Here is a 21,032-nt window from a genome sequence, read left to right as displayed (position 1 = left end):
TTTCTTGAGGACACAGAATATGAGCGATATCCCTGCCGACCTGCGCTTTGCCGAAAGTCATGAATGGGCCCGCCTGGAGCATGATGGCGGCGTGAAAGTGGGTATCTCAGACCACGCTCAGGAAGCCTTGGGTGACGTAGTGTTCGTCGAGCTGCCGGAAATCGGCAAAGTGTTCGCTGCCGGTGAGGCTGCGGGTGTAGTCGAGTCGGTCAAGGCCGCGTCGGATATCTACTCGCCAGTTTCCGGCACAGTCATTGCCGTTAACGAAGAGTTGGCCAACAACCCGGAACTGCTCAACAGCGCGCCTTATGACAGCTGGATCTTCAAACTCGAGCCAAGCGATACCTCTGAGCTGGACAAACTGCTCGACCCGGCGGCCTACAAGGCTGCTATTGGCGAGTAAGCCTTAAGCGTCATCCCCAAAGCCCCGCCTCGTCGGGGCTTTTTTGTGAGCGCTGAAGATCCAGTGTGGGAGTATGTGGCAACCATTCCCACAGGGGTTCGCTGTCGGTATCGGCTGCTATGCTGGTTTGACCGTGTTGCATCGACGTTGAGCGCCAGTCAAGAGAGAGCCCGTCATGTCCCAATTGCCGTCCTTGAGCCAGTTACGCGACCCCAATGCCTTTCTTCGCCGCCACCTCGGCCCCGATGCCGCCGAGCAGCAGGCCATGCTCGACAGCCTCGGCCTCGGCAGCCGGGTCGAGTTGATCGAGCAGACGGTGCCGCCGGGAATCCGCCTGAACCGGGTGCTGGACCTGCCCCCAGCGCTTGACGAAGAAGCGGCGCTGGCCAAGCTTCGGAGTTACGCCGAGCAGAACCAGGTCTGGACCAGCCTGATCGGCATGGGCTACCACGGCACCCTCACGCCGCCTGTCATTGTGCGCAACGTGCTGGAAAATCCCGGCTGGTACACCGCCTACACGCCCTATCAACCGGAGATCGCCCAAGGGCGGCTCGAAGCGCTGCTGAATTTCCAGCAATTGACCATCGACCTCACGGGCCTGGAACTGGCCAACGCCTCGCTGCTGGATGAAGCCACCGCAGCGGCGGAAGCCATGGCACTGGCCAAGCGTGTCGCCAAGTCACGGAGCAATCTGTTCTTCGTTGACGAAAACTGTCATCCGCAGACGATTTCCGTGGTGCAGACCCGTGCCGAAGGCTTCGGTTTCGAGCTGATCATCGACGCTGTGGATAATCTGAAACAGCACCAGGTGTTCGGCGCGCTGCTGCAATACCCCGATACCCATGGCGAGATCCGCGATCTGCGACCCTTGATCGATCACCTGCATGCCCAACAGGCCCTGGCCTGTGTCGCCACCGATCTGCTGAGCCTGCTGTTGCTGACCCCGCCGGGGGAATTGGGCGCCGACGTGGTGTTCGGTTCATCCCAGCGCTTCGGCGTGCCCATGGGCTATGGCGGGCCCCACGCGGCGTTTTTTGCCAGTCGCGAGGAGTACAAGCGGGCGATTCCCGGGCGGATCATCGGCGTGTCGAAAGATGCTCGCGGCAACGTCGCTTTGCGCATGGCCCTGCAAACCCGCGAGCAACACATCCGCCGGGAGAAGGCCAACTCGAACATCTGCACCGCCCAGGTGCTGCTGGCCAACATCGCCAGTTTCTACGCGGTCTACCACGGTCCGGAAGGTCTTAAGCGGATTGCGCAGCGGGTTCATCGGCTGACCTGCATTCTCGCCGAGGGCCTTGCGCGACATGGCATCACCCGGCTCAACCAGCATTTTTTCGACACGCTGACCCTGGAGGTCGGCGGCACCCAGACGGCAATCATCGAAAGCGCCCAGGCAGTACAGATCAACTTGCGCATCCTCGGGCGTGGGCAGTTGGGTCTGAGCCTCGACGAAACCTCTGACGAAAGCACCGTGGCGAAGTTGTTCGATGTATTCCTCGGCGCCGATCATGGGCTCAAGGTCGACGAACTGGACGCTGAAACCCTGGCTGGCGGCATTCCTGACGGGCTGCTGCGAACTTCGCCTTATTTGCGTCACCCGGTGTTCAAGGCACACCACAGCGAAACAGAGATGCTGCGTTACCTCAAACAGCTGGAAAACAAAGACCTGGCGCTCAATCAATCGATGATCCCGCTCGGCTCCTGCACCATGAAACTCAATGCCACCAGCGAGATGATCCCCATCACCTGGCCGCAATTCGCCAACTTGCACCCCTTTGTGCCGAAAGAACAGGCGGTGGGTTATTCGCTGATGATCGAGGAGCTGGAACGCTGGCTCTGTGCGATTACCGGTTTCGATGCGATCTGCATGCAACCCAACTCCGGCGCCCAGGGCGAGTACGCCGGGTTGCTGGCGATCCGCAAGTATCACGAGAGCCGCGACCAAGGCACGCGGGATATCTGCCTGATCCCGTCCTCGGCCCACGGTACCAACCCGGCGTCGGCGCAAATGGCCGGCATGCGGGTGGTGATCGTCGAATGCGACGAGGCGGGTAATGTCGATCTCGATGACCTCAAAGCAAAAGCGGCCGCGGCCTCGGACAAACTCGCCTGCCTGATGGCGACTTATCCTTCGACCCATGGTGTGTACGAGGAAGGCATCAGCGAAATCTGTGAAGTTATCCACAGCCACGGCGGCCAGGTGTACATGGATGGTGCCAACCTCAATGCACAGGTCGGGCTCGCGCGGCCGGCGGACATCGGTGCCGATGTGTCCCACATGAACCTGCACAAGACCTTCTGCATTCCTCACGGCGGCGGCGGGCCGGGCATGGGGCCGATTGGCGTGCGCGCTCATCTGGCGCCATTCGTGGCCAATCATCCGGTGATACCGATCGAAGGACCGCTGCCGGAGAACGGCGCCGTCAGCGCAGCGCCCTGGGGCAGCGCGAGCATTTTGCCGATCAGCTGGATGTACATCGCCATGATGGGCCCGCAACTGGCGGATGCCAGCGAAGTGGCGATCCTCGCCGCGAATTACCTCGCTCAGCATTTGTCCGGCGCATTTCCGGTGCTCTATACCGGGCGCAACGAACGGGTGGCCCACGAATGCATCCTCGACCTGCGGCCGCTCAAAGTGTTGACCGGCATCAGTGAAGAGGACGTGGCCAAGCGCCTGATGGATTACGGCTTCCACGCGCCGACCATGTCTTTTCCGGTGCCGGGGACATTGATGGTCGAACCGACCGAAAGTGAATCGAAGGCCGAGCTGGACCGTTTTATCGCAGCGATGCTGAGCATCCGTGCGGAAATCACCGAGGTGCAGAACGGCAACTGGTCGGCCGAAGACAACCCGCTGAAACGCTCGCCGCATACCTTGGCTGACATCACCGGGGTCTGGGAGCGGCCTTACAGCATCGAGCAGGCGGTGACGCCGGATGCGCACACCAAGGCGCACAAGTATTGGCCGGTGGTGAATCGGGTGGACAACGTCTATGGCGATCGCAATCTGTATTGTGCGTGTGTGCCGGTGGACGAATACCGCTGAAGCACACACATGAACGCACCCCTGTAGGAGCGAGCTTGCTCGCGATGGTCGTTAACGATAACGCGGGATTACTGGCTAAACGCGGTGCTCTTAAGTCCATCGGGAGCAAGCTCGCTCCTACAGGGGGTTTTGTGTTGGGCAAAAAAATGCCGCTCATGGGAGCGGCATTTTTGTTCAGCCGTAAGGCTTATTCCGACGCGACAGCATTCTTCGCCAGGATCGCATTGGCCAATTCCATGTCCGTGGCCTGCAGGCCCGGGTTGTCGGCGCGGACTTTCTGCATCGCCGCTTCCAGATACGGGCCGCGGATGCCGCCGTCACTGGCAACGAAGCTGCCGGCATCGTCCTGGGCGGCAACGATCAACTTGTGATCCTTGAAAGTCAGGTAAGTCGAGCCGGTGGTCGCACCGGAAGAGATGACGTTACGCCAAAAGCTATCGGCCATCGCCGAACCTACAGGAAGGGACAGCAAGGCGATGGTAGCGACAGCAAGTTTGAGACGCATATTGGGTGACTCCACTGGGTTAACTGGCGGATTTGATTGCCAAATACCCTGTCGAGTTCCATGACGCCCTTTTTCCTCCCGGTTATTTCTGTTCACTCTGCGGCGTCACCCGCAGCACTTCTTCGATCGTCGTCAGCCCAGCCGCTACTTTCTGCGCACCCGACAGGCGCAAACTGCGCATGCCTTCCTTGAAGGCCTGGCGCCGCACCGCCGTCAGATCGGTGTCGGGGTTGATCAGCGCTTTGACCCCGTCAGTCAGCTGCATGATTTCGTACACCCCGGCACGCCCGCGATAACCGGTGTCGCGGCATTCCAGGCAGCCGATGGCGCGTTGGGCGTTGCCGGGCAATGGCGCTTGCCAGGGTCTGGTCAGGGTTTGCCAGTCTTCTTCACTCAAGGTCAGTGGGGCCTTGCAATGCGGGCACAAGGTCCGGACCAGCCGCTGGGCCATGACGCCGAGCACGGTGGCCTTGATCAGGTAATGAGGCACGCCGAGTTCCAGCAGGCGGCTGATGGCGCTGGGCGCGTCGTTGGTGTGCAACGTCGAGAGCACCAGGTGACCGGTGAGGGCCGCCTGGATCGCCATTTCCGCGGTTTCCAGGTCACGGATCTCGCCGATCATGATGATGTCCGGATCCTGGCGCATCAGCGCGCGCACACCGGCGGCGAACGTCAGGTCGATGTTGTGCTGAACCTGCATCTGGTTGAAGGCCGGCTCGACCATTTCGATCGGGTCTTCGATGGTGCAGAGGTTGACCTCAGGCGTCGCCAGTTTCTTGAGGGTGGTGTAGAGCGTGGTGGTTTTGCCCGAACCGGTCGGCCCGGTCACCAGAATGATGCCGTTGGGCTGGCTCGTCATGTCCTGCCAGCGGCGCAGGTCTTCAACTGAAAACCCAAGCTGATCGAAATTCTTGAGCAATACTTCCGGGTCGAAGATCCGCATGACCATTTTTTCGCCAAACGCGGTCGGCAATGTCGACAGCCGCAGCTCGACTTCGCCGCCACCCGGGGTCTTGGTTTTCACCCGACCGTCCTGAGGCTTGCGTTTTTCCGCGACGTTCATTCGCCCCAGGCTCTTCAGGCGGCTGACGATGGCCATGGTCACCTGTGGCGGGAATTGATAAACGTTGTGCAGCACGCCGTCGATGCGAAAGCGCACGGTGCCTTGCTCGCGGCGGGGTTCGATGTGGATATCGCTGGCCCGCTGCTGGAACGCGTACTGGAACAGCCAGTCGACGATGTTGACGATGTGCGCATCGTTGGCGTCCGGCTCCTGGTCGCTGGCGCCGAGGTTGAGCAACTGTTCGAAGTTGCCCAGGTTATTGGTTTGCTGGTCGGCATTGGTCGCGCCGCTGACCGATTTGGCCAGGCGGAAGAACTCCACGCTGAAGCGCTGGATGTCCACCGGGTTGGCGACCACACGCTTGATGGGCAGTTTCAATACGTGGGTCAGGTCCGCTTCCCAGCCGTTGACGTAAGGCTGGGCGCTGGCCACGGTCACCGCTTCCCGGTCGACGGAGACGGCGAGAATCTTGTGGCGCTGGGCGAAGGCATAGGACATCAGCGGGGTAACGGCCGCGACGTTGATTTTCAGCGGATCGATCCGCAAGTATGGCTGGCCGGCCTGCTGCGACAGCCACAGGGTCAGGCTTTCCAGATCCAGGTGTTTGCCGGGACGGCTGAGGTCATCCAGATGCTGGCTGGCAATGAACTCCAACGGGTGTATCTGGCCGTTGGCGGCGTGACGGCGTCGGGCATTGAGCGCGTGCTCGGCCGAATCCTGGCTGATAAAGCCTTGGGCAACCAACTCACGCAGTAACTCATTGAGATCCAGCCAGCGGTCCTGAATGGCAAGTTGAACGGACATGCGGGCTCCTCGTGAACAACAGTTCGCAAAGGATAGTCGCGGAGCCGCAAACCGTTGGGCCACTACTCGACGAAGCCGTGTCAGGTTTTTTCAGCCCGCCGCCTGAGCTGCTGCGATCCAGGCAGAATCAGCCGCTTGCAGATCCACCGAGCAGACGCTGATCAGGTTACGCAGTTTTTCCGCGATCACCTGGGCGCGGTGCCAGCTCAGACCGTCGATGACGATGGCGATCGACAGTAGGTCGTCACGGCGCTGCACGTTGACCTGCTGCGGTGTCAGGCACTGCAAGGCGAACAGGTTGAGCGCCCTGCACAGCAGGTCCGGCTCGGCTTCGGCCTGCAGTTGGTAGTGCACGCGGCACAGAGCGTTGCTGACGTTCCAGACATCGGCACGGGTGGGCGGGGTAGATACAGCTTCCAGATGCGGCATGGTCGGACTCCAAAATCACTGGAGGAATTTTTACATTCGTTGTCGGGTATTTCTTATCTATGATTGGGCCTATTGTTGATTTGCCGAATCAATCAATTCGTTGAAATATCAATTTCGGGTTTATCTATGCACAGCCAGTTGGACAGTTACGACCGCAAGATTCTCGCGTTGCTGCAAGAGGACGCTTCACTGTCCAGCGCGCAGATCGCCGAACAGGTGGGACTGTCGCAGTCGCCGTGCTGGCGACGGATTCAGCGGATGAAGGAGGAGGGGATCATTCGCGGCCAGGTCACCTTGCTCGATCGCAAGAAGATCGGTCTCAATACGCAGATCTTTGCCGAAATCAAACTCAACGCCCACGGGCGTTCGAACTTCACCGGGTTCACCGAGGCGATTCGTGGTTTTCCCGAAGTGCTGGAGTGTTATGTGCTGATGGGGTCGGTGGATTTCATGCTGCGGATCGTCACGGCGGACATCGAGGCGTATGAGCGCTTCTTTTTCGAGAAGCTGTCGATGGTACCGGGGATTCAGGAGGTCAATTCGATTGTGGCGCTGTCGGAGATCAAGTCGACGACCAGTTTGCCGGTCTGAGTTTTTGGGGTGGCTGTGCTGGCCTCATCGCTGGCAAGCCAGCTCCCACAGGTTCAGTGTTGGAATGCATATAGTATTTCAACACAAAAACCTGTGGGAGCTGGCTTGTCGGATCGCCGCACCGCAGCGAAGGCGATCTTACAGGCGCAGCAACATCTTCCAGGCACGATTCTGATACACCGCAATCGCCTGCTGCTTGCGCGCATCCAGCGATTCATCGGTGATCGGCTCGTTAGCCAACAGGGCAAGTTGCTTCAGCTCGCCATACAGGCGATCCATTTCCGGGATGTCCAGCACTTGACGGGCATGGTGCAGCCAGGCCTGGATGCGCTCGATGCGCGGCAGTTGTTCGGCCAGATCTTCTGGCTGCTGCTGATAACGCTGCAATTGCAAGGAGGTGGCTTCTTCGCCCAACAGACGCGGCAACCAGCTACCCAACTGTGCGGCGCCCTGGCGATTGCCACGCACGTTGCGATCGGCAGCCCAGGTGCGGGCCAGCAACCAGCGCGAGGTGTTCAGGGAGAACAGGCCCCAACGCGGGTCTTCCAGTTCTTCGAGAAACTGCTCCGGCGCTGCCTTGCGCACGTCTTCGTCGTCCAGACCGGCTTGCACCAATGGGCGCCAGTCTTCGAGCAATGCATCCAGGGCGATCCGCAGGTCGTGCGTCGACTGACGCGGCGCGGCTTGACCCAGGCTGCTGAGCAGCGCGCGCAGTTCCGCGAGGTTCTCGACCCAGTCCTGCAACAAGCGCCAGTGGCCATTGAAGCGATACTGCTCGGCCAGGCGCTGGCTGCTGCCGAGCAAGTGCCAGCCCAGCGCGGCAAACGCGTCGTCCAGCGGGGTTTCGGCGCTGATCTGTGGGGCCGGGAGGCTCAACGAGTAGCTGTGGGCGTCGTACAGGCGATAACCGCGCTCGGCCTTGCTGATGTCACATGGCATCAGGGGCAGGGTCGCGGCCAGTTCGGCGGCCAGTTCCAGCAGTGCGGACGGCTCGCCTTCGCGCAGCTCCAGCTCCAGCTCGCAGATTTCTTCTTTCTGCTTGCCGACGATGACGTGGCCCAGGTCCAGCGCGGCTTCGATGACCACTTTGGTCTTGCCGCGGCCCCAGGCGATTTCAGCGCGTTCGCGAACGAAGTCGGTGGTGAAGATCGGCTTCAGGGTTTTCTTGTCAAGCGTGGCCAACTCTTCAGGCCAGCATTCGCCGTCGAGTTTCTTCACGTCGAGCTTGGCTTTGGGCAGGTTCCAGTCGTATTCATTACGCTCGGACAGCCCGGCAATGCTCTGGCCGCGGGTCTTGAGGGTCTGAATCACTTCTTCGCCATCGCGGCGCAGGCGCAGGGCAACCTTGGCGCGGGCCAGGTCGCGCTCAGGCGTGTCGAAGTACTGGTTCATCAATTCACGGCGTTCCCAGCCACTTTTGTTGCGTTTTTTCAGGAGCGGGTGCTCGCGCAGCGCGGCGAGGGTTTCGCGGCTGACGCGGAGTTTGATTTCGGTTTCTTTCTGCATGGCCGGAAAATCCAGGATCGGGAGCGCAGCCGGGGGAATGTGTGGCTGCCAAGGTCGTGCAGTGTACAGGACTGATTGAAGATAGGGTCTGTTGGCGCTTGGTGACGAGCCGCGACGGTTTATTCCTGTCGCCAGATGGTTCTATGATGGACTTCAATCCGGGAGTTGGAGTCAGCGATGCCTTTGCCGTCCATGAAAGATCAGTTCGCTGCGCTGATCGCTGCACCGTCCGTCAGCTGTACCCAGGCCAGCCTCGATCAAAGCAACCGTGCGGTGATCGACTTGCTGGCGACGTGGCTGGGCGATCTGGGTTTTGCCTGTGATATCCAGCAGGTCAGCCCCGGCAAATTCAATCTGCTGGCCAGTGTCGGTTCCGGCCCAGGTGGACTGGTCCTCGCCGGTCACAGTGACACCGTGCCGTACGACGCCGCGTTGTGGCAGACCGATCCGCTCAAACTGACCGAAGTCGACGGCCGCTGGGTCGGCCTGGGCAGTTGCGACATGAAGGGCTTTTTCGCCCTGGTCATCGAGGCGGTCATTCCGCTGCTCGAGCAACCGTTCAAACAGCCGCTGCTGATTCTCGCCACCTGCGATGAAGAAAGCTCGATGTCCGGGGCGCGAGCCCTGGCCGAAGCCGGGCGACCCCTGGGCCGTGCCGCAGTGATCGGCGAGCCGACCGGGCTGAAGCCGATCCGCATGCATAAAGGCATCATGATGGAGCGCATCGATATCCTCGGCCAGAGCGGTCACTCTTCGGACCCAAGCCTGGGCCACAGCGCTCTCGAAGCCATGCACGATGCCATCGGCGAACTGCGCGGGCTGCGTCTGTTATGGCAGCGCGAATACCGTAACCCGCAGTTCAGTGTGCCGCAGCCGACCATGAACTTCGGCTGTATCCACGGCGGCGACAACCCCAACCGCATTTGCGGCCAGTGCTCGCTGGAGTTCGATCTGCGGCCGTTGCCGGGCATGGACCCCAAGGTCCTGCGTGCGGAGATTCTGCAAAAGCTCAGGCCCATCGCCGAGCGGCATCAGGTGAAGATCGATTACGCACCGTTGTTTCCAGAAGTGCCGGCCTTCGAGCAGGCCGAGGATGCGGAATTGGTCCGGGTCGCGGAAAAGCTCACCGGTCATCGCGCCGAAGCAGTGGCATTCGGCACCGAAGCGCCTTATCTTCAGCGTCTTGGCTGCGAAACGCTGGTGCTTGGCCCCGGCGATATTGCCTGCGCCCACCAACCGGGGGAGTACCTGGAAATGTCACGTTTGCAGCCTACGGTGCATCTATTACGTCAACTGATTGAACATTACTGTCTGATGCCGGCCAAAAACCCTTTGTAGGAGCGAGCTTGCTCCGGGCGGCGTTCCGACGATGGACGTGAGAGCACCGCATACATTCAGGCAGCCCCCGTCATCGTTAACGTCCTTCGCGAGCAAGCTCGCTCCTACAGGGGGCGGTTAAATTGCCAGGGTTCCAACCCGTATTCATGAGGAGAGCGCGCGTGTCGCCAACCCTGTCCCGACGATAACCACCAGCCCGCTGTGCGTTTTTCAGTTTCGCCCATTTTTTGGCTGCTATTTATTACAGGCCCAGGTTCATGCCCGAATACGTCAATTGGCTTCGTCACGCTTCGCCCTACATCAACGCCCACCGCGATTGCACCTTTGTCGTCATGCTCCCCGGCGACGGTGTGGAACACCCCAACTTCGGCAATATCGTCCACGACCTGGTGCTGTTGCACAGCCTTGGCGTGCGGCTGGTGCTGGTTCATGGTTCCCGTCCGCAAATCGAAGCTCGCCTGGCCACCCGCGGCCTGACCCCGCATTACCACCACGGCATGCGCATCACCGATGCCGCGACCCTGGAATGCGTGATCGATGCGGTCGGCCAGTTGCGCATCGCCATCGAAGCGCGGTTGTCCATGGACATGGCTTCGTCGCCGATGCAGGGCTCGCGCCTGCGGGTGGCCAGCGGCAACCTGGTGACGGCGCGGCCGATCGGCGTGCTGGAAGGCGTCGACTATCATCACACCGGTGAGGTACGTCGGGTCGATCGCAAGGGTATCAATCGCCTGCTGGACGAGCGCTCCATCGTGCTGCTGTCGCCGTTGGGCTACTCGCCGACCGGTGAGATTTTCAACCTTGCCTGCGAAGACGTCGCCACCCGAGCGGCCATCGACTTGGGTGCAGACAAGCTGCTGCTGTTCGGTGCCGACCTGGGCTTGATCGATGAAAACGGTCGCTTGGTTCGCGAGTTGCGTCCACAACAGGTGCCGGCGCATTTGCAGCGGTTGGGCAACAACTATCAGGGCGAACTGCTGGATGCGGCCGCCGAGGCCTGTCGCGGTGGCGTCGCCCGCAGCCATATCGTCAGCTATGTCGAAGACGGTGCGTTGCTCACCGAACTCTTCACTCGCGACGGTGGCGGTACGCTGGTGGCTCAGGAGCAATTCGAAGTGGTGCGCGAAGCGGCCATCGAAGACGTCGGTGGTTTGCTGGATCTGATCAGCCCGCTGGAAGAGCAGGGGATTCTGGTGCGCCGCTCCCGCGAGGTACTGGAGCGTGAAATCGAGCAGTTCAGCGTGGTCGAGCGCGAAGGCATGATCATCGCCTGTGCTGCGCTGTATCAGATTGCCGATTCGGATGCCGGGGAGTTGGCTTGTCTGGCGGTGAACCCGGAGTACCGCCATGGCGGGCGCGGCGATGAGTTGCTGGAACGGATCGAAGTCCGCGCTCGGGCGCAGGGGCTCAAGACCTTGTTCGTACTGACGACCCGCACTGCTCACTGGTTTCGCGAGCGGGGTTTTGTGCCGAGCAGTGTCGAGCGTCTGCCGTCGGCCCGGGCATCGTTGTACAACTATCAACGTAACTCGAAGATCTTCGAAAAAGCCCTTTGACGGGCCCGCCCCGTCTTCGACGCCGCCCCCCCTGTAGGAGCGAGCTCGCTCGCGATGGACGTCGACGATAACGCTGGATGTCTGACACCCCGCGGTGTTCTCAGGTTCTTCGCGAGCAAGCTCGCTCCTACAGGGGGGCGTCGTTCCTGAACAAATCCGCTCTGGTATACGGCGAACAATCCGGTAGCACCGTCTCGATCTTGCCTGGTATTAGCCGATGGCGAGGTTCGTTACATGGGCAATCAGAAAAACCGCGAGCGATACGAAAACTGTAATAAATGGACCGGATAGTGCGCGTTTGGTTGTCACGACGTGGCCTTTCGGGATGAAAATGTTTCCGAAGTGCGTCAACGCAAAATCGATCAAAAAACCAGCAAAAAAATACCTTTCAGGCATCTGGTCATGGGGCGGACGCTCTATTTCGGGGGTTAAGCTGTATTCCTGAAAGGTATAAAAAAAGAGCTCTGCAATTCTTTTCAGGTTTGTGACGATTGCATGACTCTGCAAGGACCAAATAACCGGGCATTAGACTATGGTCGTAGACACACATAGTTACGATTGACTTGTGGGGCACGGTCTGGCGCTAATCGCGCATCTTAGGATTCTGGGCAAACGACCCAGGGCCAGGAATACAAGAATTAGAAATGAGAGGAGTGACACAATGAACAAGTCCACCTTGGCCCTGGCCGTGGCCGTAGGGGTTTTGGCGCAGCAGGCAGGCGCCGCCGGTTTCATCGAAGACAGCAAGGCTTCCGTCAGTTCCCGCACCATGTACTACAACAACGATAATCGCGATGGCGGCGCGGATCAGCGTGAGACCGCTGAAGGCCTGAAGTTCGATTACCTGTCCGGCTTCACCCAAGGCCCTGTCGGTTTTGGTTTTGATGCCCAGGCGCTCCTCGGTATCCACCTCGAAGGTGGCCGTGGTCATCACCCGGATAACAACTCGTTTTTCCCGAGCGACACCGACGGTTCGGCATCGGACACGTACAGTCGCGTGGCCGGTAACGTCAAGGCGCGCTTCTCGAAGACCGAGGCCCACTATGGTGGCGCCCTGCAACCCAACATGCCGATCCTGGTAGCGAACGACAGCCGTCTGCTGCCCCAGACCTTTGAAGGTGGCACCATCACCTCGAAGGAAATCGACAACGTGACCTTCAACGTCGGCCAGCTCGAGCATGCGGCAGGCCGCGCCTCGTCCAACACCACCGGTCTGGCAGTGGCTGGCGGTACCGAGGAAAGCAACCAATTCCGTTATGCCGGTGCGGACTGGAAGGTCACCAAGGACCTCACCCTGCAGTACTACCATGCGAACCTGGAAGACTATTACAAGCAGCACTTCCTCGGCCTGGTACACGTACTGCCGATCAGCGCCAACCAGTCCTTCAAGACAGACCTGCGCTACTTCGACAGCAGCGCCGACGGCAAGAATGGCGATGCAGGTTACCGGTTCAATAACAATGGCGGTTTCGCCAAGACCCCGGGCGAGGTCGATAACAAGACCTGGAGCGCCATATTCACCTATACCCTGGGTCCTAACGCCTTCCTGGTCGGGCATCAGCGCGTCAATGATGACGGCGGCTTCGTTTATCTGAACCAGGGCAACGTGGTCGATGGCAATGGCCGCAACGAAGGGGCCGGCGGCGCGAGCTTCTATCTGTTCACCGATTCGATGATCAACGGGTTCGTCCGGGCCGGTGAAAACACCACCTTTGGCCAGTACACCCTCGACTTCGCTTCTCTGGGGGTTCCTGGGCTGAAAACCTCGGTTGCCTACCTGCACGGCGATAACATCAAAGCCGCCAACGGCACCAGCGGCGATCAGTCGGAATGGGAGCGCGACTTGCGGGTGGACTATGTCATCCAGCAGGGGGCTCTTAAAGGTTTCGGCACGACGTTGCGTCATGGCACCTACCGTGGCAGCGACACCGGTATCGCCGACCAGGACCAGACCCGTCTGATCTTCAACTACACCTACAGCTTCATGTAACTGATTTGCCGAAAAGCCTTGCCCTGCTGGGGCGAGGCTTTTTTTTGGCTTTTTTTTGTTATTCCAAAAATGTCATAGATGCTAATTTTTTATTCTTTTTAGTTTTTGTTTCCGCCCATTACAGTGCATCCATCAGGCACTCATCAGGCGCAACAAACACCCGCCTCAGACAGCAGCAACGACCCGATTTCATTTGCCCGGCAAAGGGGCTTACTGGCTGATACCTCGTATCACGGCCCGGTCGAAGACTGCGAAGCTATATTCCTAAATGGAATGAAAAAGAATGAAATAATTTTTTTTGTCTTTATCATGCCGGCCGCAAATCGCGGTAGGTAAACCGCAGTACGGCGCTGATCGCGCCTCCAGGATCCGGGCATTAGAACCAGGACCAGGAGCATAAAAAATTAGAAATCAGAGGAGCGAAACATGAACAAGTCCACGTTGGCCCTGGCTGTGGCCGCAGGGGTTTTGGCGCAGCAGGCAGGCGCCGCCGGTTTCATCGAAGACAGCAAGGCAACATTGGGGCTGCGCAACTTCTACATCAACACGGATAACCGCAGCGGTGCTGCCAATCCAAGCAGAAACGAAGAATGGGGCCAAGGCTTCGATCTGCGATTCATCTCCGGTTATACCCAAGGCGCCGTAGGCTTCGGCGTCGACGCCATCGGCCTGTTGGGCGTGCGTCTGGACTCGGGCGGCGGCACTAACGGTGCAGCCAACGGCGCGGCCTACGGGGGCACAGTTTTCCCGAGCGAATCCAACGGCGAAGCGGTGGATAACTTTTCCAGCCTGGGCCTGACGGCCAAAGCCAAGATTTCCCAAACCGAACTGAAATTGGGCACCTTGCAGCCAAAACTGCCGGTGATCGTGACCAACGACGGTCGTCTGTTGCCGCAAACCTTCCAGGGTGGGCAGATCACCTCGGGCGAAATCAAAGATCTGACACTGATCGGCGGTCAAATCGAGCACGTCAAAGGCCGTAACTCCAGCAGCAATGAACAACTGTCTATCGGGGGCGCTTCCGCGCGTACCGCCAACAGCAACAAGTTCATCTACGCCGGTGGCGACTACAAGATCACCAAAGACCTGACTGCCCAGTACTACTACGGCAATCTGGAAGACTTCTACAAGCAACACTTCCTGGGTCTGGTGCACAACTGGTCGATCGGTCCGGGCGTGTTGAAGTCTGACCTGCGTTATTTCAACAGCTCCGATGACGGTCTGAATGGCAACACTGCGACCTATTACAGCAACGGTAACTACAACAGCACCGCCAACGGTAAAGGTAAGGTCGACAACAACCTGTATAGCGGCCTGTTCCTGTATACCGTTGCCGGCCACACCTTTGGCGGCGGCTATCAGGTCAGCAACGGCAGCAGCGACTTCCCTTGGCTGAACCAGGGTGACGGCTCGTCGGCTTACCTGACTACCGACAGCCAGATCGCCAAGTTCGCCCGTGCCGGCGAACGTACCTGGCAGGCACGCTACTCGTATGACTTCGCCAAGGTTGGCGTGCCTGGCTTGACCGCCGGTGTGGTTTACTTGCATGGCGACGACATCGATACCCGTTCCCCGGCGAGCACTGACAGCTCCGAATGGGAACGCGATCTGACTGTTGGTTATGTCGTACCGGAAGGCCCGTTGAAAAACGTTGGCCTGATGTGGAAAAACGCTACATGGCGCACCAACATCCCGGGTCAACGCGACCAGGATGAAAACCGTCTGATCGTCAGCTACTCGATCCCGCTGTTGTAATAGCGCTCGCGTAACTGAAGTAAAAAAAGCCCCGCCCGACATCACGTCCGGTGGGGCTTTTATGTTTTCGAGTCAGGTTCACCCCCGTGAACCCTCCTCGAAATCCCTCTTTTTTGCAGCAACTCAAGGCCTTCTCGAACCTTGGCGCGGATAGTCGTCCCGAGGCTGGATCAAGTCCAGTGAACAGAATTTTAATATTCACTTATGGTCTAAACAAATCGATATTTATTCTTTTTAATAGATAAGGAATGCAGGCACAGTTGGGCTCAACCAGCACTCATCAGGAGCAGCACCATGAGCCTCAGACTGGGCGATATCGCCCCCGATTTCGAACAGGATTCCAGCGTCGGCACCCTCCGTTTCCACGAGTGGCTGGGCGATAGCTGGGGTGTGCTGTTTTCCCATCCGGCGGACTTCACGCCAGTGTGCACCACGGAGCTCGGCTTCACGGCCAGGTTGAAAGACGAGTTCGCCCAGCGTGGGGTCAAGGCCATCGCGTTGTCCGTGGACCCGGTGGATTCACACCACCGGTGGATCGAAGACATCAACGAAACCCAGAACACGATCGTCAATTTCCCGATCCTGGCCGATGCCGATCGCAAGGTGTCGGATCTCTATGACCTGATCCACCCCAACGCCAATGACACCTTGACCGTACGTTCGCTGTTCGTGATCGACCCGAACAAAAAGGTCCGGCTGACTATCACTTATCCAGCGAGCACCGGTCGCAACTTCAATGAAATCCTGCGGGTTATCGATTCGTTGCAACTCACGGATAACTACAAGGTGGCGACACCGGCCAACTGGCAGGACGGTGATGAAGTGGTGATCGTGCCGTCGCTCAAGGATGAAGATGAGATCAGGACGCGCTTTCCTCAAGGTTATCGCGCGGTGAAGCCGTACCTGCGCCTGACGCCGCAGCCGAACAAGTGAGTCATCGGAATTCACGGTGTGGCTGACAAAGCTTTCGCGAGCAAGCCCCCTCCCACAATTGATCGCGTAATTATCGAGTAACTCGGTCAAATGTGGGAGCGGGCTTGCTCGCGAAGGCGGCGGGTCAGGCACTAATGGATTCAGTTTTAACCGCAATCCACAATGCAGGGGATTTCAGGCCGTTTCGACGGCCTTTTTTTGTCTGGGAAAAAATATTGTTTATAGATCTTTAACGAATAACCAAATGAATAAATATGATTTATAGATATATAAATCACCTGTTAATGTCTCTCCATCAAAGCGAGACCGCAATCCGCGAATCGCCAACACCGTCCAAGGAATCGCCTGAATGCTGGTTGTCTCACTCGGTGGCAGTCCCAGCCAACGCTCCCGTTCCGGGGTGCTGCTGGAACGCGCTCAACGCTGGTTGCAGGAGCAAGGTGTGGAGGTGGTGAGTTACCAGGTACGGGACTTCCCGGCCGAAGACTTGCTGCACGCACGGTTCGACAGCCCGAAGGTGATCGACCTGCTGCAACAGATCGAAAATGCTGATGGGCTGTTGATCGCTACCCCGGTGTACAAGGCGTCGTTCTCCGGCGCATTGAAAACCGTGCTGGACCTGCTGCCCGAGCGGGCCCTGGCCCATAAGGTGGTTCTGCCAATGGCCACCGGTGGCAGCATCGCCCACATGCTGGCGGTGGATTACGCGCTCAAGCCGGTATTGTCGGCATTGAAGGCCCAGGAAATGCTCCATGGGATCTTCGCCGTCGACAGCCAGATCGCTTATGGCGAAGGCAGCGCCCAGGCGCAATTGGCGCCGGAGCTGGAACAACGATTGAGCGAGTCGCTGGAGCTGTTTTTCAGCGCCATGGCCCGCCGGCCAAAGCCGATCGACCCGAACCTGTTGAATGAACGTTTGCTGAGTGCTCGCTGGAGCATTTAAGTCTCGCCCGAATTTGAAGTACTCACCTTACTGGCCCGCTAACGGGCAAGCAGGTGCAGCCAAAACCCAACTGCAAAAAGGAGAGCGCTATGCGCACTGTCATTTTGCGTCGTGGTCTGGTCGCTCTGTTTGCTGCGGCTGTGTCCTTCGGCGTCATTACTCAAGCCCAGGCGCTTTCTACCCATGAAGGCGTTCTACGGATCGGTTATCAGAAGTACGGCACCCTGGTGCTGCTCAAAGCCAAAGGTACCCTGGAAAAACGCCTCGCCGCCCAAGGCGTGGACGTGCAATGGACTGAATTCCCCGGCGGCCCGCAGCTGCTCGAAGGCCTGAACGTCGGCTCCATCGACTTTGGCGTCACCGGCGAAACACCGCCGGTATTTGCCCAGGCGGCCGGTGCCGATCTGCTCTACGTCGCCTATGAACCACCGGCGCCTCACAGCGAAGCGATCCTGGTGCCGAAGGACTCGCCGATCAAATCGGTGCAGGAGCTCAAGGGCAAGAAAGTCGTCCTCAACAAAGGCTCCAACGTGCACTACCTGCTGGTCCGTGCGCTGGAAGACGCCGGCCTCAAATACACCGACATCCAGACCGTGTTCCTGCCGCCGGCCGATGCCCGCGCCGCGTTCGAACGTGGCAGCGTCGATGCCTGGGTGATCTGGGACCCGTACCAGGCGGCCGCCGAACAACAACTGCAGGCCCGCACCTTGCGTGATGGCCAGGGCATCGTCGACAACCATCAGTTCTACCTGGCAACCAAACCCTACGCGCAGAAAAATCCCGAGGTGATCAAGACCCTGGTGGAAGAAGTGCGCGCGGTCGGTGAATGGTCCAAGGCCAACCCTGTCGAGGTGACCAAACAGGTCTCGCCACTGCTCGGCCTGCCGGAGGACATCACCCTGACCTCGGTGAAACGCCAGGGTTACGGCGCGCTGTTCCTGACCCCGGAAGTGGTCGCCGCCCAACAGAAAATCGCCGACAGCTTCCATCAGCTCAAGCTGATTCCCAAGCCGCTGAGCATCAAAGACGTGATCTGGACGCCACCGGCGGCCGTTGCCAAAACGCAGTAATTCGATTTCCTGAAGGAGACCACTCCATGAGCCTCAATATTTTCTGGTTCCTGCCTACCCATGGCGACGGCCATTACCTTGGCACCGCCGAAGGCGCTCGCGCCGTCGACCACGGTTACCTGCAACAAGTCGCGCAAGCGGCGGATCGTCTGGGCTTTGGCGGGGTGCTGATCCCTACCGGGCGCTCCTGCGAAGACTCGTGGCTGGTGGCGGCTTCGCTGATTCCGGTGACCCAGCGCTTGAAATTCCTCGTCGCCCTGCGCCCCGGGATCATTTCCCCAACGGTGGCGGCACGGCAGGCTGCGACCCTGGATCGCCTGTCCGGCGGTCGAGCACTGTTCAACCTGGTCACCGGCGGTGATCCGGAAGAATTGGCGGGCGACGGTCTGTTCCTGACCCACGAAGAGCGCTACCAGGCTTCGGTGGAATTCACCCGCATCTGGCGTCGCGTGCTGGAAGGCGAAACCGTCGATTACGACGGTCAGCACATCAGCGTCAAGGGCGCCAAGCTGCTCTATCCGCCGATCCAGCAACCGCGTCCGCCGCTGTACTTCGGCGGTTCTTCGGAAGCGGCGCAAGACCTCGCGGCAGAGCAGGTCGAAATGGTCCTGACCTGGGGCGAACCTCCTGCAGCCGTGGCCGAGAAGATCGAACAAGTACGTGCCAAGGCCGCGAAGCTCGGACGTACCGTGCGCTTCGGCATTCGCTTGCATGTGATCGTGCGCGAAACCAATGCCGAAGCGTGGCAGGCGGCTGATCGCTTGATCTCGCACCTGGACGACGAAACCATCGCCCGTGCCCAGACATCGCTGGCACGCTTCGATTCGGTCGGCCAGCAACGCATGGCGGCGCTGCATGGCGGCAGTCGCGACAACCTGGAAGTCAGCCCCAACCTGTGGGCCGGTGTCGGCCTGGTGCGCGGCGGTGCCGGTACGGCGCTGGTGGGCGACGGTCCGACCGTGGCTGCTCGCGTGAAGGAATACGCGGACCTGGGCATCGACACCTTCATCTTCTCCGGTTATCCACACCTGGAAGAATCCTACCGCGTCGCCGAACTGCTGTTCCCGCACCTGGACATCGAACGGCCGGAGTTACCGAAAAGCGCCGGTTACGTCAGCCCGTTCGGTGAGATGGTCGCCAATGACATTCTCCCCAAAGCCGCGTCTCAGAGCTGAGGCGCACCATGAAGAAACTTATCCACAGCCTCGCGCCCTGGGCGCTGCCGATATTGCTGCTGGCGGTTTGGCAGTTGTCGGTGTCGGCGGGCTGGTTGTCGACGCGAATCCTGCCCGCGCCCATTGCCGTCATCGAAGCCGGCGTGAGCCTGGTGAGTAGCGGTGAAATCTGGACTCACCTGGCCATCAGTGGCTGGCGTGCGGCACTGGGTTTCGCCATTGGCGGCGGTATCGGGCTGACGTTGGGTTTCATCACCGGTCTGTCGAAATGGGGTGAGCGCCTGCTTGACAGCTCGGTGCAGATGATCCGCAACGTTCCGCACCTGGCGTTGATTCCGCTGGTGATCCTGTGGTTCGGCATCGACGAGTCGGCGAAGATTTTCCTGGTCGCACTGGGCACGTTGTTCCCGATCTACCTCAACACCTATCACGGCATCCGCAACGTCGACCCGGCGCTGGTGGAAATGTCCCGCAGTTATGGCTTGTCCGGTTTCAGCCTGTTCCGTCAGGTGATCCTGCCAGGTGCATTGCCTTCGATTCTGGTCGGTGTGCGCTTCGCCCTGGGTTTCATGTGGCTGACCCTGATCGTCGCGGAAACCATTTCCGCCAGTTCCGGCATCGGCTACCTGGCGATGAATGCCCGGGAGTTCCTGCAGACCGACGTGGTGGTGCTGGCGATTCTGCTGTACGCAGTGCTCGGCAAACTCGCCGACCTCGCGGCCCGAGGGCTTGAACGTGTGTGGTTGCGCTGGCATCCGGCCTATCAGGTTTCCAAGGGAGGTGCCGCATGACCGCTCAACAACCTCCACGCCTGCTGCGCGGTATTGCGCTGGCGGTGCGCAAGCTGCAAAAAACCTTTGGTTCGCGGCAAGTGTTGCGCGAGATCGATCTGCACATTCCGGCGGGTCAATTCGTCGCTGTCGTCGGTCGCAGCGGCTGCGGCAAAAGTACCTTGCTGCGCTTGCTGGCCGGTCTCGACAAACCCACGGGCGGTGAATTGCTGGCCGGTTCCGCACCGCTGAGTGAGGCGCGGGAAGACACCCGGCTGATGTTTCAGGAAGCGCGCCTGTTGCCCTGGAAGAAGGTGATCGACAACGTCGGTCTGGGGCTCAAGGGCAACTGGCGGCCGCAAGCGCTGGAAGCACTGGAAGCGGTGGGCCTGGCGGATCGCGCCAACGAGTGGCCGGCGGCCTTGTCCGGGGGGCAGAAGCAACGTGTGGCCCTGGCCCGCGCGCTGATCCACCGACCGCGCTTGCTGTTGCTGGACGAGCCCCTGGGCGCCCTGGATGCCCTGACCCGCATTGAAATGCAGCAGCTGATCGAACGCCTCTGGCAGAAGCACGGCTTTACCGTGTTGCTGGTCACCCACGACGTCAGTGAAGCGGTGGCAATTGCCGATCGGGTGATTCTGATCGAAGACGGTGAAGTCGGTCTCGATCTGCATGTTGAATTGCCACGACCTCGGGCTCGCGGCTCCCATCGGCTGGCGGCACTGGAAACCGAAGTACTCAACCGCGTGCTGGCGCTGCCCGGCCAGCCGCCGGAGCCGGAACCCGTTTCACCATTGCCCACGCAATTGCGTTGGGCGCAATAAGAGCAGCGGCAAGTTGCAAGCTTCAAGCGGCAAGAAGAGGCAGAGCGCTTTTACTTGGAACTTGTAGCTTGCCCCTTGCAGCTCATTTCGACCTCAGGAGAAATCATATGACTATCAAAGCCATCAACGTTCGCAACCAGTTCAAGGGCTCGATCAAGGAAATCGTATTGGGTGATGTTCTTTCGGAAATCGACGTGCAGACCGCTTCCGGGATCGTGACTTCGGTGATCACCACGCGCTCGGTTAAAGAGCTGGAGCTGGTGGTCGGCAGCGAAGTGATCGCCTTTGTGAAATCCACCGAGGTGTCGATCGCCAAGTTGTAAGGCGC

The 21,032-nt window shown here is 59.6% G+C and carries 18 protein-coding genes; 14 read left to right on the top strand and 4 right to left on the bottom strand.

Translation table 11 applies throughout. From position 1 onward, the window contains the following. Nucleotides 1–19 precede the first annotated feature (19 nt). On the top strand, nucleotides 20–403 hold the full coding sequence (gene gcvH, locus PMA3_RS29005) for a glycine cleavage system protein GcvH (protein ID WP_064680350.1): 384 nt from the start codon (nucleotides 20–22) through the stop codon (nucleotides 401–403). Nucleotides 404–578: 175 nt separating this feature from the next. Beyond that, entirely contained in the window at nucleotides 579–3,452 is a 2,874-nt protein-coding gene (gene gcvP, locus PMA3_RS29000) for an aminomethyl-transferring glycine dehydrogenase (protein ID WP_064680349.1), read from the top strand. A gap of 187 nt (nucleotides 3,453–3,639) precedes the next feature. Here gcvP and PMA3_RS28995 read toward each other — a convergent pair whose 3' ends face one another. From PMA3_RS28995 to PMA3_RS28985, 3 genes are all read right to left on the bottom strand, one after another. Next, the gene (locus tag PMA3_RS28995) at nucleotides 3,640–3,957 is read right to left on the bottom strand and encodes a DUF2388 domain-containing protein (RefSeq protein WP_010466645.1); all 318 of its coding nucleotides are present in this window, start codon (nucleotides 3,955–3,957) and stop codon (nucleotides 3,640–3,642) included. Nucleotides 3,958–4,039: 82 nt separating this feature from the next. Next, nucleotides 4,040–5,824 carry a type IV pilus assembly ATPase TfpB gene (tfpB, locus tag PMA3_RS28990; RefSeq protein WP_064680348.1) on the bottom strand — a complete coding sequence of 595 codons (1,785 nt, stop codon included), beginning with the start codon at nucleotides 5,822–5,824 and terminating at the stop codon, nucleotides 4,040–4,042. A gap of 90 nt (nucleotides 5,825–5,914) precedes the next feature. Beyond that, nucleotides 5,915–6,253 (bottom strand): hypothetical protein, encoded by a 339-nt coding sequence (locus PMA3_RS28985; protein WP_064680347.1) that lies wholly within the window; start codon nucleotides 6,251–6,253, stop codon nucleotides 5,915–5,917. A gap of 126 nt (nucleotides 6,254–6,379) precedes the next feature. On the opposite strand from PMA3_RS28985, the gene PMA3_RS28980 reads away from it, so the two are divergent. After that, on the top strand, nucleotides 6,380–6,844 hold the full coding sequence (locus PMA3_RS28980; RefSeq protein ID WP_064680346.1) for an Lrp/AsnC family transcriptional regulator: 465 nt from the start codon (nucleotides 6,380–6,382) through the stop codon (nucleotides 6,842–6,844). Nucleotides 6,845–6,982: 138 nt separating this feature from the next. On the opposite strand, the gene PMA3_RS28975 is transcribed toward PMA3_RS28980, so the two are convergent. After that, the gene (locus PMA3_RS28975; RefSeq protein ID WP_064680345.1) at nucleotides 6,983–8,350 is read right to left on the bottom strand and encodes a CYTH domain-containing protein; all 1,368 of its coding nucleotides are present in this window, start codon (nucleotides 8,348–8,350) and stop codon (nucleotides 6,983–6,985) included. A 177-nt stretch (nucleotides 8,351–8,527) separates the two neighbouring features. Between PMA3_RS28975 and argE the strand changes: the two genes are divergently transcribed. The 11 genes from argE to PMA3_RS28915 all read left to right on the top strand — a co-directional run bounded on the left by argE (nucleotide 8,528) and on the right by PMA3_RS28915 (nucleotide 21,027). Beyond that, the gene (argE, locus tag PMA3_RS28970) at nucleotides 8,528–9,688 is read left to right on the top strand and encodes an acetylornithine deacetylase (protein ID WP_064680344.1); all 1,161 of its coding nucleotides are present in this window, start codon (nucleotides 8,528–8,530) and stop codon (nucleotides 9,686–9,688) included. Nucleotides 9,689–9,945: 257 nt separating this feature from the next. After that, a complete protein-coding gene (gene argA / locus PMA3_RS28965) occupies nucleotides 9,946–11,244 on the top strand; it encodes an amino-acid N-acetyltransferase (RefSeq protein ID WP_064680343.1) in 1,299 nt (432 codons plus the stop codon). A 661-nt stretch (nucleotides 11,245–11,905) separates the two neighbouring features. Then, on the top strand, nucleotides 11,906–13,234 hold the full coding sequence (locus PMA3_RS28955; protein WP_064680341.1) for an OprD family porin: 1,329 nt from the start codon (nucleotides 11,906–11,908) through the stop codon (nucleotides 13,232–13,234). A 426-nt stretch (nucleotides 13,235–13,660) separates the two neighbouring features. Continuing rightward, nucleotides 13,661–14,989, top strand: coding sequence for an OprD family porin (locus PMA3_RS28950; RefSeq protein WP_064680340.1), 1,329 nt, complete (start codon nucleotides 13,661–13,663; stop codon nucleotides 14,987–14,989). A 294-nt stretch (nucleotides 14,990–15,283) separates the two neighbouring features. After that, nucleotides 15,284–15,922: a peroxiredoxin gene (locus PMA3_RS28945; protein WP_064680339.1), complete on the top strand. Its 639-nt coding sequence runs from the start codon at nucleotides 15,284–15,286 to the stop codon at nucleotides 15,920–15,922. Between the two features lie 349 nt (nucleotides 15,923–16,271). Next, on the top strand, nucleotides 16,272–16,865 hold the full coding sequence (gene ssuE / locus PMA3_RS28940; RefSeq protein WP_064680338.1) for an NADPH-dependent FMN reductase: 594 nt from the start codon (nucleotides 16,272–16,274) through the stop codon (nucleotides 16,863–16,865). A gap of 89 nt (nucleotides 16,866–16,954) precedes the next feature. Next, nucleotides 16,955–17,935, top strand: a complete 981-nt coding sequence (locus PMA3_RS28935) for a sulfonate ABC transporter substrate-binding protein (RefSeq protein WP_064680337.1) — start codon at nucleotides 16,955–16,957, stop codon at nucleotides 17,933–17,935. 26 nt (nucleotides 17,936–17,961) lie between these two features. Continuing rightward, the gene (gene ssuD, locus PMA3_RS28930) at nucleotides 17,962–19,110 is read left to right on the top strand and encodes an FMNH2-dependent alkanesulfonate monooxygenase (protein ID WP_064680336.1); all 1,149 of its coding nucleotides are present in this window, start codon (nucleotides 17,962–17,964) and stop codon (nucleotides 19,108–19,110) included. An 8-nt stretch (nucleotides 19,111–19,118) separates the two neighbouring features. Further along, nucleotides 19,119–19,901 carry an aliphatic sulfonate ABC transporter permease SsuC gene (gene ssuC / locus PMA3_RS28925; RefSeq protein WP_064680335.1) on the top strand — a complete coding sequence of 261 codons (783 nt, stop codon included), beginning with the start codon at nucleotides 19,119–19,121 and terminating at the stop codon, nucleotides 19,899–19,901. Then, nucleotides 19,898–20,704 carry an aliphatic sulfonates ABC transporter ATP-binding protein gene (ssuB, locus tag PMA3_RS28920; RefSeq protein WP_064680334.1) on the top strand — a complete coding sequence of 269 codons (807 nt, stop codon included), beginning with the start codon at nucleotides 19,898–19,900 and terminating at the stop codon, nucleotides 20,702–20,704. The genes ssuC and ssuB overlap by 4 nt, the downstream gene beginning before the upstream one ends. Nucleotides 20,705–20,811: 107 nt before the next feature. Next, on the top strand, nucleotides 20,812–21,027 hold the full coding sequence (locus tag PMA3_RS28915; protein ID WP_003229256.1) for a TOBE domain-containing protein: 216 nt from the start codon (nucleotides 20,812–20,814) through the stop codon (nucleotides 21,025–21,027). Nucleotides 21,028–21,032 lie beyond the last annotated feature (5 nt).

The organism is Pseudomonas silesiensis (genome assembly GCF_001661075.1).
GTDB classification, from domain to species: domain Bacteria; phylum Pseudomonadota; class Gammaproteobacteria; order Pseudomonadales; family Pseudomonadaceae; genus Aquipseudomonas; species Aquipseudomonas silesiensis.
Note: the sequence above shows the minus strand (reverse complement) of the source record. Positions and strands in the feature narration are given on the sequence as shown.